Annotated in this window: 12 protein-coding genes; 11 read left to right on the forward strand and 1 reads right to left on the reverse strand. The window is 46.8% G+C overall.

Annotated elements, in window-relative coordinates:
* The 5 genes from WMO25_RS08070 to WMO25_RS08090 form a co-directional block, all read left to right on the forward strand.
* Positions 1-929, forward strand: a 929-nt coding sequence (locus WMO25_RS08070) for a rod shape-determining protein (protein WP_349084890.1), incomplete at its 5' end; no start/stop codon positions are given.
* Positions 930-1,044: 115 nt separating this feature from the next.
* Complete coding sequence (gene recD2, locus WMO25_RS08075) at positions 1,045-3,267, forward strand: SF1B family DNA helicase RecD2 (protein ID WP_253058189.1); 2,223 nt, start codon at positions 1,045-1,047, stop codon at positions 3,265-3,267.
* Positions 3,268-3,284: 17 nt separating this feature from the next.
* Positions 3,285-4,310, forward strand: coding sequence for a DUF6709 family protein (locus tag WMO25_RS08080; RefSeq protein WP_349084892.1), 1,026 nt, complete (start codon positions 3,285-3,287; stop codon positions 4,308-4,310).
* 73 nt (positions 4,311-4,383) lie between these two features.
* The gene (locus tag WMO25_RS08085; RefSeq protein ID WP_349084893.1) at positions 4,384-5,379 is read left to right on the forward strand and encodes a DUF4367 domain-containing protein; all 996 of its coding nucleotides are present in this window, start codon (positions 4,384-4,386) and stop codon (positions 5,377-5,379) included.
* 10 nt (positions 5,380-5,389) lie between these two features.
* On the forward strand, positions 5,390-5,863 hold the full coding sequence (locus WMO25_RS08090) for a hypothetical protein (protein ID WP_349084894.1): 474 nt from the start codon (positions 5,390-5,392) through the stop codon (positions 5,861-5,863).
* An 888-nt stretch (positions 5,864-6,751) separates the two neighbouring features.
* Here WMO25_RS08090 and WMO25_RS08095 read toward each other — a convergent pair.
* The gene (locus WMO25_RS08095) at positions 6,752-8,137 is read right to left on the reverse strand and encodes a sigma-54 interaction domain-containing protein (protein ID WP_349084896.1); all 1,386 of its coding nucleotides are present in this window, start codon (positions 8,135-8,137) and stop codon (positions 6,752-6,754) included.
* Between the two features lie 325 nt (positions 8,138-8,462).
* Here WMO25_RS08095 and WMO25_RS08100 point away from each other — a divergent pair, with 325 nt between their 5' ends.
* From WMO25_RS08100 to rplK, 6 genes are all read left to right on the forward strand, one after another.
* Positions 8,463-9,185, forward strand: a complete 723-nt coding sequence (locus WMO25_RS08100; protein ID WP_349084898.1) for a double zinc ribbon domain-containing protein — start codon at positions 8,463-8,465, stop codon at positions 9,183-9,185.
* Between the two features lie 151 nt (positions 9,186-9,336).
* A complete protein-coding gene (locus WMO25_RS08105; protein WP_349084900.1) occupies positions 9,337-10,386 on the forward strand; it encodes a sigma-54 interaction domain-containing protein in 1,050 nt (349 codons plus the stop codon).
* Between the two features lie 167 nt (positions 10,387-10,553).
* Positions 10,554-10,703 (forward strand): 50S ribosomal protein L33, encoded by a 150-nt coding sequence (gene rpmG, locus WMO25_RS08110; protein ID WP_117528862.1) that lies wholly within the window; start codon positions 10,554-10,556, stop codon positions 10,701-10,703.
* Between the two features lie 28 nt (positions 10,704-10,731).
* On the forward strand, positions 10,732-10,938 hold the full coding sequence (secE, locus tag WMO25_RS08115) for a preprotein translocase subunit SecE (RefSeq protein WP_015513667.1): 207 nt from the start codon (positions 10,732-10,734) through the stop codon (positions 10,936-10,938).
* A gap of 36 nt (positions 10,939-10,974) precedes the next feature.
* Positions 10,975-11,517 carry a transcription termination/antitermination protein NusG gene (nusG, locus tag WMO25_RS08120; RefSeq protein WP_349084902.1) on the forward strand — a complete coding sequence of 181 codons (543 nt, stop codon included), beginning with the start codon at positions 10,975-10,977 and terminating at the stop codon, positions 11,515-11,517.
* Positions 11,518-11,603: 86 nt separating this feature from the next.
* Positions 11,604-12,029 carry a 50S ribosomal protein L11 gene (rplK, locus tag WMO25_RS08125; RefSeq protein ID WP_015513669.1) on the forward strand — a complete coding sequence of 142 codons (426 nt, stop codon included), beginning with the start codon at positions 11,604-11,606 and terminating at the stop codon, positions 12,027-12,029.
* Positions 12,030-12,168: the final 139 nt, after the last annotated feature.

Genomic DNA, 12,168 nt, shown 5'->3' on the forward strand with positions numbered 1-12,168 from the left:
GAGTCGTACTGAAGGAACCTTCAGTTGTGGCTTACGATAAAGATACAAATGAAATAAAGGCCATCGGTGAGGAAGCACGTCAGATGATGGGACGAACTCCAGGGAATATTGAAGCTGTACGTCCGCTGCGTCAGGGTGTGATCTCAGATTATACTATTACAGAGAAGATGCTGCGCTACTTTATTCAGAAGGCTATGGGCAGAAAGACATTGAAGCGTCCGCGAGTCTGTGTAGGTGTACCGAGCGGTGCAACAGAAGTTGAGAAGAATGCGGTCTGGCAGGCAGCGCTGGAGGCAGGTGCCAGAGACGTGATGATTATTGAAGAGCCGATTGCAGCGGCCCTTGGAGCAGGTATTGATATTTCGCGTCCATGCGGCAACATGATCATTGATATAGGCGGCGGTACGACGGATATCGCTGTGATATCGCTGGGGGATACAGTTGTCAGCCGTTCACTGAAGCTTGGCGGTGATGATTTCGACGAAGCAGTGATCCGATATCTCAGAAAGCAGCACAATCTGCTGGTGGGTGATCGGACAGCGGAAGATGTGAAGATTCGCATTGGCGGCGTGTATGAGCGTGTCAGCCCGCTTTTGATGCAGGTGAAGGGCCGTGACCTGATCACCGGTATGCCGAAGACAGTGGAAGTCAGCAGCACAGAGATGCTAGAGGCTTTCAAGGAGAATATTATCCAGATTCTGGAAGTGGTCCATCAGGTACTGGAAGATACACCACCGGAACTGGCTGCAGACATTGCCACAAGAGGTATCTTGCTGACAGGCGGCGGCAGTATGCTCTTTGGTATGGATGACCTGATTGGAGAGACAACAGGCATACAGACAACAGCAGTGGATGATCCGATTTCTGCAGTGGCCATTGGAACAGGCCGTTATACAGAATTTATTGAAGGCAAACAGACGAGAGCCTGATGACAGACGAGAATGGATGGCGAATCAGATGCCGCAGCAGACTGCGGTATCCGGTTCGCTATTCTTGGTTAAGTTAGGGTATTAACCATCAATACATGGTAGTAGGAGTAATGGAATGGAAAGCATACAGGGACTTGTGGAGCATATTGTCTATCACAATGACACCAATGGATATACAGTTTTTTCCCTGATGTGCCAGGGGGAAGAGATTGTCTGTGTGGGAAATGTCACTTCGCTGGATGAAGGAGAATATCTCAAGGCAGAGGGTGAATATACGGAACATCAGGTATATGGAAGACAGTTCAAGGTGACTTCCATGAGTGTGGAAGTGCCGGAGGATGAATATTCCATTGAAAGATATCTCGGTTCCGGGGCCATCAGGGGTGTGGGACCGTCACTGGCAGCCCGCATTGTCAAGAAATTCAAAAAAGATTCTTTCAGGATCATTGAAGAAGAACCGGAGCGGTTGGCTGAGATCAAGGGCATCAGTGAACGCAAAGCCAGGGAGATCTATCAGCAGTTTCATGAGAAGCAGGATATGCGTCAGGCCATGATGTTTCTGGCGAAATACGGGATTACAACAACCTTATCCCTGAGAATTTACAAACAGTACGGCGAGGAGATGTACCGGATCATTCAGGAGAATCCGTACCGGCTGGCCGATGATATGAACGGCATCGGTTTCAAATTGGCGGATGAGATCGCCAAAAAGGCCGGGATTGGTTCCCATTCAGATTTTCGAATCCGCAGCGGCATTATCTATATGCTGCAGCAGGGAACTCTTTCCGGGCATATTTACATACCGGCGGCATTGCTGGTGGAGAAGACGGCCCAGATGCTGGGGGTGGAAGAAGAAGCTGTGGACCATCTGCTTCAGAGCCTGCAGATGGACCGCAAGATTGTTGTGAAGAAAATAGACGATGTGTCGGTGGTGTATGGAGCCTCACTTTACCGCCTGGAGCTGGAGACCGCGGGACTTCTGAAGAATCTTGGTGTCGATTACAGCGTGGATGAGAAGGAAGTAGGAAAGGTTCTGGATCGTATTGAGAAAAGGGAAGGCATTGATCTGGATGATCACCAGCGTGAAGCGGTGTATTCTGCTGCAGGCAATGGGGTGCTTGTCATCACCGGCGGTCCCGGTACCGGTAAAACCACGACGATCAATGCCATTATCAAATACCTGGAATATGAAGGGTTGGAGATGCGTCTGGCGGCGCCGACGGGAAGAGCGGCCAAACGTATGTCAGAAGCCACAGGACGGGAGGCCCAGACCATTCACCGGATGCTGGAATTATCAGGCGGACCGGATGACGACCGCCTGCGAACACAGTTTGAGCGCAATCAGGACAATCCCCTGGAAACGGATGTGGTCATTATTGATGAGATGTCTATGGTGGATATCTATCTGATGAATGCCCTTTTGAAGGCCATAGCCGTGGGCACAAGGCTGATCCTTGTAGGGGATGTGAACCAGCTGCCGAGTGTCGGACCGGGCAATGTGCTGAAGGATATCATTGATTCTGAATGTTTTCAGGTGGTACGTCTGACGAAGATTTTCAGACAGGCACTGGAAAGCGATATCATCAAGAATGCCCATCTGATCAATGAGGGACGGCAGATTGAACTTGGCAACAAAAGCCAGGACTTTTTCTGCCTGAAACGATATGATGTCCAGCAGATTCTGGGGGTCATGGTGCTTCTGATCAGAGACAAGCTTCCGAAGTTTGTCAATGCAAAGCCTTACGATATCCAGGTGCTGACGCCGATGCGCAAAGGAGAACTGGGGGTAGAGCGGCTGAATACCGTACTGCAGCACTATTTGAACCCGCCGTCCCCGGACAAGAAAGAGCGCGAATTTCATCAGGGTGTTATCCGTGAAGGGGACAAGGTCATGCAGATCAGGAATAATTATCAGATCGAATGGGAAGTGCTGGGACATTATAATCTGCCTTTGGACAAGGGCGTGGGCGTTTTTAACGGCGATATGGGCGTTGTCCGGGAGATCAATCATTTTGCGGAACAGCTGGTGGTAGAATTTGATGAAGGACGCAGGGTGACCTATGGCTTTGCACAGCTTGACGAACTGGAACTGGCTTATGCCATTACCATTCACAAATCTCAGGGCAGTGAGTATCCGGCTGTCATTATGCCGCTGCTGTCCGGCCCGCGCATGCTGTTTAACAGAAATATTCTTTATACAGCAGTGACCCGTGCCAAGCAGTGTGTGGCCATTGTGGGGGATGAGCATACCGTCCGTCATATGATCGAGAATGAAAAACAACAAAAGAGATATACGTCTCTGAATCTGCGTCTCAGAGAAATGAATACACTTTCATAGAATATCAGGGGGAGAATATGGAACGAATGAAAATCAGAAATCCCAAAATCAAAAAGTGGCGGAGACTGTTTATTTTGGCATTGATCGGAGCAATCATTACCGTGGCCATGGAAATTTATCTGAGCGATCATGCACTGACACCGGATCAGATCAGCAAAAAGGGGCAGTATTGTGCGGTTACAAGCCGATGGATGAGTGATGCCTTTGCAACGGAAACCATGAACGGTGAAGATACATATGATTATTTTCTTGTGTTAAGCGAGGATTCCGACAGATTTTTTATGATCAGAAACTGGACGGATGATGAACAATGTCTGAAATACATTGATTCCCTTTATGAGAGCGGTGAATATGAGAAAATCGACCAGGAGTGGACCGGAGGATCGCAGCCGGTGGATGACGAGGTGAAGAATTATGCGATCCAGTATGTGTCCGAGTATCTGGGGATGAATCTGACGACAGATATGTATGATGACTATTTCTACAGTTACTGTATGGATCTCACCAGCATGGGGGATATGGATACAGTCATCGGCGGTATGCTGCTTATGTTTGCTCTGCTGCTGATCGGTCTGTTGGGATGCCTCATTTCAGCGATATGCTGGCACGGACGCATTGCAGCCCTTAAAAGACAGGATTTCTTTCCGAAGTTTGAGCAGAATTGGATGCAGAGCGGCGAGAAGATGGACACAAAACATCGTCAGGTGGTGGTTGTCAAAGACTTTTTGCTGGTGCCTTCTTATAAGGATATCGTTATTCCGCTGGATCAGGTTGTCTGGTGCTATGTGCTGCCTCTGGCAAAGAAAAACTATGGCCTGTATATCATGGGAACGGACGGCAAAGCGGTTCTGGTGTGCCGGGTGAAGGAAAAAGGTTCCGTCTATGTCCGGGAATACCTTGAGCAGATTCATCTGTCGGCACCGTGGATGGCCATTGGTTATTCGGCTGAGAACCGTCAGGCATTCGGTGCCTACGAAAAAAGTGAAACGATTGCAAAAATAATTGCAAAAAAAGATAAAATGATGTCACAGTTTCCCTTCTAAAGAGGTTATATAAGTGTATGCTGCACGGAGGGACGCTAGTCAGTTATATTTCAAATGGAGGGGGAGTTGCAGTATGTATGGAGAGACTGGAGAACCAAAGGACGGCAATACGAAGATTGCAGGTCAGGGACATTGCCGGACAGAGAATATGGAATGCGGCAAGGAACTTGATATGCAGAACGAAACAGATAAACAGATTCTGTCAACGCTGAATCAGGACAATTTTCAGAATTCCTCCGGTGGAAAGAAAGCAGCGGAAGATGACGAGATGGGACTGTTTTCACAGGGGTTTATGGACCGCATGCGTGAGATGGTGTCGGAACAGTTTGGTGAGGAAGCCGCAGAACGGTTTATGGTACAAAATAAAGATATGATAAAAGAAGAAAAAACAACAAGCGCCGTACCAGAATCCGAAAAAAGATTGCCTCAAACAAAAAACGCGGATGCCCCCATCGAACAATCGGTACCGCTTACCGCAGAGCATCCGGATATCTCTGAGGAAACAGCCGCTAAAGGGCCATCGAAGCGCTCACACCGTAGATGGGTCTGGCGCGCAGCTGCAGTACTTGTGGTTGTACTGGCGGGTTTTGGTGTGCACAGGGCAGGCAGTGTCAGTGCCACGAAGATACCTGCTGTGAACACGGCACCGGAGACAACAGCCAGCATTGATTATTCCAAGATTGGCTCGCTGAAGGATATTATATCAACCCTGGATTATACCAGTTTTCCGCAGGAAATCAATCAGGTTTATGTGCCTGGGGCGATTGCGGAAGGGTATAAAGAAACGGACCGATCGGAACAGTCGAAATATATCAACATCTTTTATGAAAACGACGGTGACGGCTGGTATCAATACCGTCAGGTAACTGTTGAATGGAATACATTTCTGGATACGGAGGAGGGGGATTGGGACTCTCTGGCTATCGGACAGTATCCAGGAATATATTTAGATAAGGATGGGATAGGAGACCTATGGTGGTTTGACTATACTTATGCCTATCAGCTGGTGGGCAATCTTTCTGAAGAGGAGATGATAGCAGTGGCGGAATCCCTTTTGGCAGAAAAGTAGGGAATGTATTATGAGAAAAGTGATTGCGTTTTTGATGACAGTAACGGTCTGCCTGTCCTTGATGATCATGCCGGCCATGGCGGCGGAGGATTACCCGGAGGTGGGGTTTGACTTTGAAGCCTTCGAGGCCCAGGAGCGAATTGACGGTACACCGAAGTTGGCCAGATGGAAGTATACGGCGACCACTTCCCAGGGTATCGGTGTGAAGGATAAAACTGCGACAGCAGGAATAAGCGTCACAGGGTATAAGGGCATTGCTACACGCATCGTGGCCTATATGTATATCCAGCAGTTAAGCGGCGGCAACTGGATCACACTGGATTCCCACCGCTATGAATTCGACAGCTGGCATGGTGACAAGGAGATTACTTATTCGCCGTGTCCGCACGGTTATACCTATCGATTGAAGGCATCCTATTATGTATACTCCGGTTCGCAGTATGAGTATATTTCTGCAACCAGTGCGAACTTCGTATACAATTAGGATAGATGATCTGCAGCAACTCCCCCCTTAAAGCTTACAGCTGCAGATTGTACCCTGCGGGGGCGCCCATGGCCGGAAAGCGAAGGTCTGGCGCCCCTGCATAGAATAACTTATTTTAGATCCTTTCTCAACCTCATATAAAGGATAGATGGCCCCTTCCGGGTGTTATAATTCGGAAGGGGCCGATTTTTTATTTGCAGGAATCATTCATCAAGAGATTCATGAAGGATCGGAGGATGTCGGATGTTCTGCTGTCTGTGTCATTTTATGTCGATGAATGATCGTTGAAAAAGGCGAATAGACCGTGTATACTGAGCCTATCCCCGAAATACATAGAATAGTCATCGGAGGAAAGTGCAGTGGATACTGGAATGCAGGTACATCCTGAAACACAATAAAGCTGCGTATAACCGTTGGCGTCAGTCATTCGCAGCTTTATTGTGTGTTATATTATTTATAGGGAGGATGATTACCTGTTGGATGGGTGCCAACAGATAGCCATTATAACAGGATCAGTACACAGTGTGACTGTCCCGGAGAAGATCGGGTAGGTGAATGTGGTTCAAGCATTCTTAATTATCTTCTCACCTATATAATATAGCAAAAGGCGTGCCAACTTTTTTTAATATGGAAAATGGCCGTTTTTTGAAAAAATAAGCCAAAACAGGTCGATTTATTCAAAAAAACAGAAGATAGCGAAAATGGCATGTCTATTAAATAGACATAATTGGCAGGCGAAGAATAGAAAGTTACGTAAAATAAAGCAAAAGAAGTGTCTATAAAACGGACATGCATAAAATTGCAATGTTCGTTTTATAGACACTTCCTGAGAATGTAAATTCAAAATAACATAATAAAGATAAATGTACTTATAAAAATACAATAAAGTTATTCGTGAATGCCAAGATCCTTCATTTTCTTGTACAGCAGCGAGCGGTGAATACCGAGCTGTCTGGCCGCAGCCTGACGATTTCCGCCATTGTCCCGCAGGGCTTTGGTGATCAGCTGGCGTTCCAGGCAGGCAATCTCATAGTGATAATAGCCATCACTGATCTCAAGGGGTGAAGAATTCCGATAGACCTGGATATATTCCGGCAGATGCTGAGGCAGGATCTCGCTGCCTTCACAGATGATGGCCGCACGGTCGATGACGTTGCGCAGCTCGCGGACGTTGCCGGGCCAGTTGTGGAGATTCAGCAGATCCATGGCTTCCTGTGACATATGCAGCCGGGACTGATGGTACAGCCCTTCCTTCTGGGAGAGCATGCTGCTGCACAGAACCGGCAGGTCTTCAATACGCTCCCGAAGGGGCGGGATATTGATATTGATGACGTTCAGACGGTAGTAGAGATCTGAACGGAAACTGCCGTTTTGCATGGAGTTGGAGAGATTCTCATTGGTGGCGGCGATGACACGGGCCTTGAAGGGAACCTTCTTGTTGCTGCCCAGGGGAACGTATTCCTTGGATTCCAGGACACGGAGCAGCTTGACCTGCATGTCCATAGGCATGGTTCCGAGTTCGTCCAGAAAGAGCGTACCCTCGCCTGCCAGTTCGAATTTGCCGATCTTGCCGTCTTTGCGGGCACCGGTGAAAGCGCCGCTCTCATAGCCGAACAGTTCGGCTTCCAGCAATTCCTTCGGAATGGAGGAACAGTTCAGGCTGACAAAGGGCTGATGACTGACCAGACTGGCATTATGGATGGCCTGGGCGAAGAGCTCCTTGCCGGTACCACTTTCGCCCTGGATCAGAACACTGGCATCACTGCGGGCAATGGTCTGTCCGAGATGCTTCAGGTTCAGCATTTTCTGATTGTTGGTGATGATATCGTCGAAGTGATACTGGGCAGCGTACATCTTGGCAATCTCACTCCGATAAGCCTTGAAGTTGTCTTCCAGCTTGGACATCCGGCTGTGCAAGTGGGCGATTTCCTTGATGTCACGGAAGATGATGGTACCGGCTGCACCGATGACTTCATGATTGTGAATCAGAGGGATTCGATTGGTGATGACCATGGAGCCATTGATCTTCTGAAGCTGCATCAGCTCCTTGACACCGGTCTGTGCCACAACGTGAAGCCGCGTGTTCTCAATGACTTCCGTGACGTGGCGTCCCACAGCGGCAGATGCCTTTATATTAAAGAATTTCTCATAGTACCATTTGATGATATAGCCGTCTTTATCGACGAGACACATACCATAGTGTTCGGTATCCAGAATATCGGACAGCGTATCAATACTGTCCGTCAGTTTGTCGAAGTATTCCTGATGCGTCATAATGTGATCCAACCTCTTGGTAATATAGATAATGCGAAGTGTTGACAGTATACGGATTCATTATAGCATAGATGCGATAAAAGGAAAAGGACAGCCAACGAACGGCTGCCCTTTTGGAGAAGGTATATTTATTATTTGGGGTGTAATAAAAATATAATGTATTGGGGGTTTACGCCTATTATATTATCACGGACCCGACTGTAAGTGTTCACAAATAATGCATGAAATATAGAAACTTTGTATACAAAATGACGCGTGTCAGGGGGCGATTAGACAATATGATTAAAAAATATCTAATTCCTATTGATATACTGGGGAAAATGTCATGAACTGGAAGGAATGGACGGCACTGCTGTATCCGCCGGAGTGCCCGGTATGTCAGAAGCTGCTGTCGGATACTGAGGACAGAAGGCGTCATATTCATGGTGACTGCTATCGGAAACTCAGACGGATTGTGGAACCTATGTGCAAACGCTGCGGCAAACCGCTTTTGTCAGCACAGCAGGAATACTGCTATGACTGTCAGAGACGGCCATCGGCCTGTGAAGCAGGACACAGTCTGTGGATGTATGATGCTGTCAGTTCAGAGAGTATATTTGCTTATAAGTATGACGGAAAGAGAGCTTATGCGGATTTTTACAGTCAGGCAGCCCTGCATTTTTACAGGGACTGGATTGAATCATTGCATGTGCAGCAATTGATCCCGGTTCCCCTCAGCCGGAGAAAGCAGCGGCAGAGAGGTTTTAATCAGGCGGCATTGCTGGCGGAGAAAATCGCCGAAGGGCTGTCGTTGCCTGTGAATACCCGGGGACTCAGAAGAATTCACAGTACTGCACCCCAGAAGAAACTGGGCAAGTATGAGCGGGGTGAGAATCTGAAGCATGCTTTTGTTGCGGATGCCCGGTATTTGCAGGGGGTCAGGCGGATCCTTCTGATCGATGATATATATACCACCGGCAGTACGGTGAATTACTGTGCAAGGGCGTTGAAACAGGCAGGAATCGAGAAAGTCTGGTTTCTGACACTTTGTACAGGCGGTGTTTTTTAAGGAAAAGCGAAGAGATTGTGTACATATTGCAACGGTCATCCAATCAAAAACTGTGTCATATATTCACTTTTAATGGAGAAATTGTTGCCTTTCGATTCATATAAAGCGTATAATAGAAGACAGAATACGACAGTGAAGAAGGTGGACATAAATGGATGCCGAAATGAACAGAAAGTTATCTGCTGTATCTCCGGAAGAAGTAGAGACGGATACAGTTAAGCAGGAATACGGAGAGCGGATGAAGAAAGAGAAGGGATTTGAAAATTTCAAGGGCAATGATCCAAAGATCCGGCATATCAGGGAACTTGGTCAGCGTATTGCCCGGACAGATTTTCCCGTACTGATTACCGGTGAGACCGGTACAGGAAAAGAAGTTATCGCCAGGGCAATCCATATGGAGAGCGGACGCAGTGAAGAGCCTTTTGTGGCAATCAACTGTGGGGCCATCCCGGCGGAACTGTTGGAATCAGAATTATTTGGTTACGAAGGCGGTTCCTTTACCGGGGCTAAGCGTCAGGGAAAGATCGGCAAATTCGAGATGGCGAATAAGGGAACCTTTTTTCTGGATGAGATCGGAGATATGCCGCTGCATATGCAGGTGAAGCTCTTAAGAGTCCTGCAGGAGCATGAGATTGAGCGTGTGGGCGGCAGCGGACCGATTCCGATTGATGTGAGGATCTTATCGGCGACAAGGATGAACCTGATGGAGATGGTTCAGGCAGGTACATTCAGGGAGGATTTGTATTATCGTCTGGCTGTTGTTAATATACAGACGGTAGCTTTAAGAGCCTGCCCGGAGGATATTATTCTACATGCGTCGGATTATCTGGATGAATTGAACCGGCAGTACAAGACCCATGTGGATTTAAGCGATGGTGCAAGGCGGTGCCTCAAGGCACATAGCTGGCCGGGAAATGTGCGGGAACTGCAGAATGTGATATCCAGTGCCTATGCAACCTGTGAAGATTCACTGATCACACTGGATAATCTGCCGAAGATTATCACTGTCAATCAGAAAGAAGAGCGGATTATGGAGGATATAGAGCATCTGCCACTGAAGGAGAAGATGAATCGTTTCGAGAAGATGTTGCTGGAGGAGGCGCTGCGCAGAAACAAGAGTATGACAGCTGCAGCGACATCTCTGGGAATTGAGCGCAGCCTGCTGTACAAGAAGTTGAAGAAGTATCATTTGAAAGAATAAAAAAATTTCAATAAAATATTGACGAATAGGGTATAAATGTGCTATAGTTGTAAAGCTATGTAATGGAAGTGGTCTTTTTTTTATGCCTAAAATTAAGACCAGGTAACTTATCCTGCTTTAGCGGAGCAGGAGACACACTCAGATTAAATATAACGGAGGTGGAAGTTGTGCGCGTTAAGATAACATTGGCATGTACAGAATGCAAACAGCGTAATTACAACATGACAAAAGAGAAGAAGACTCATCCTGACAGAATGGAAACAAAGAAATATTGTAAGTTCTGTAAGAAACACACATTACACAAAGAAACAAAGTAATTTAGGATGACTGTGAGGAGTGAATAACATGGGCAATGCAACTAATGAGACAACTAAGAAAACAAATTGGTTGGACGCCATTAAAGCTCAGTTCAAGAGAATCATCTGGCCGACAAAGGAAGAAGCTGCCAGAAGGTCCGCTGTTGTCCTTGCTGTTTCCGTACTGCTTGGAGTAATTATTGCTGTATTAGACAGAGTTTTACTTCTGTTGACAGACGTAATTATTTCATTATAACAGAAGGGTGAGAATATGGCAGACAGGAATGAATATTTGGAAGACCCGATGTGGTATGTAGTTCATACCTATTCCGGTTATGAGAATAAGGTTAAAACGAATATTGACAAGTCTATTCAGAATCTTCATCTGGAGGACCAGATCCTTGATGTTCAGGTGCCTGTTCAGGAGGTCATTGAGGTAAAAGACGGCAAGAAGAAAACGGTTCAGAAGAAACTTTTCCCGGGCTATGTTTTACTCCATATGATCATGAACGATGAGACATGGTATGTTGTCCGCAATACCCGCGGTGTCACAGGTTTCGTTGGTCCGGAATCCAAGCCGGTTCCGCTGACTGAGGAAGAGATGATTGCAATGGGAATCAATATGAATGACGCTGAGAAGGATGAGCCGGATCAGATGATTCTTGTTGATATTGAAGAGGGCGACATGGTCAATATTGTATCTGGTGCATGGCAGGACAAAGAAGGTATCGTGCAGTCTGTGAATTCAGCGAATGGAACAGTAACTGTCGGACTTGATATGTTTGGCCGTGAGACAGCAGTCGAAATCAGTTTCTTAGATATCAGGAAAATGTAACATTTATGTACGGTTCATGACCTGGGTCATGGACAGTGGGAGGAAAATCCCCGACATTACCACAATTTTCAGGAGGTGCGCTAATAATGGCGAAGAAAGTAACAGGATATATTAAATTACAGATCCCTGCAGCAAAGGCTACACCGGCTCCACCAGTAGGTCCGGCATTAGGCCAGCACGGTGTTAATATTGTACAGTTCACAAAGGAATTCAATGCTAGAACAGCTGATCAGGCTGGTATGATTATCCCAGTTGTTATCACTGTTTATAATGATAGAAGCTTCAGCTTCATCACAAAGACTCCACCTGCAGCTATGTTATTAAAGAAAGCTTGCAAGATTGAGTCCGGTTCTGCAAACTCCAAGAAGCAGAAAGTAGCTACTATCTCCAGAGCAGAAGTTCAGAAGATTGCAGAACTGAAGATGCCTGACTTAAATGCAGCATCCATCGATGCAGCTATCAGCATGATCGCTGGTACAGCAAGAAGCATGGGTATCACAGTAGAAGACTAATACGAATACTTGTTAAATAACAGTGGGAGGGTCGCTCCCGATATTACCACAAGGAGGATTTATCATGAAAAAAGGTAAGAGATATGTAGAATCTGCCAAATTAGTAGATCGTACAAATCTTTATGATGTAGAAGAAGCA

Origin of the sequence: Coprococcus intestinihominis (assembly GCF_040096555.1) — a bacterium.
GTDB lineage: Bacteria > Bacillota > Clostridia > Lachnospirales > Lachnospiraceae > Coprococcus_A > Coprococcus_A intestinihominis.

Bases quoted from the DNA above. Each gene is read 5' to 3' on its own strand.
- WMO25_RS08100 (WP_349084898.1), top strand. From the start codon at position 8,463: ATGAACTGGAAGGAATGGACGGCACTGCTGTATCCGCCGGAGTGCCCG.
- WMO25_RS08090 (WP_349084894.1), top strand. From the start codon at position 5,390: ATGAGAAAAGTGATTGCGTTTTTGATGACAGTAACGGTCTGCCTGTCC.
- WMO25_RS08105 (WP_349084900.1), top strand. From the start codon at position 9,337: ATGGATGCCGAAATGAACAGAAAGTTATCTGCTGTATCTCCGGAAGAA.
- rplK (WP_015513669.1), top strand. From the start codon at position 11,604: ATGGCGAAGAAAGTAACAGGATATATTAAATTACAGATCCCTGCAGCA.
- secE (WP_015513667.1), top strand. From the start codon at position 10,732: ATGGGCAATGCAACTAATGAGACAACTAAGAAAACAAATTGGTTGGAC.
- WMO25_RS08095 (WP_349084896.1), bottom strand. From the start codon at position 8,137: ATGACGCATCAGGAATACTTCGACAAACTGACGGACAGTATTGATACG.
- WMO25_RS08080 (WP_349084892.1), top strand. From the start codon at position 3,285: ATGGAACGAATGAAAATCAGAAATCCCAAAATCAAAAAGTGGCGGAGA.
- recD2 (WP_253058189.1), top strand. From the start codon at position 1,045: ATGGAAAGCATACAGGGACTTGTGGAGCATATTGTCTATCACAATGAC.
- WMO25_RS08085 (WP_349084893.1), top strand. From the start codon at position 4,384: ATGTATGGAGAGACTGGAGAACCAAAGGACGGCAATACGAAGATTGCA.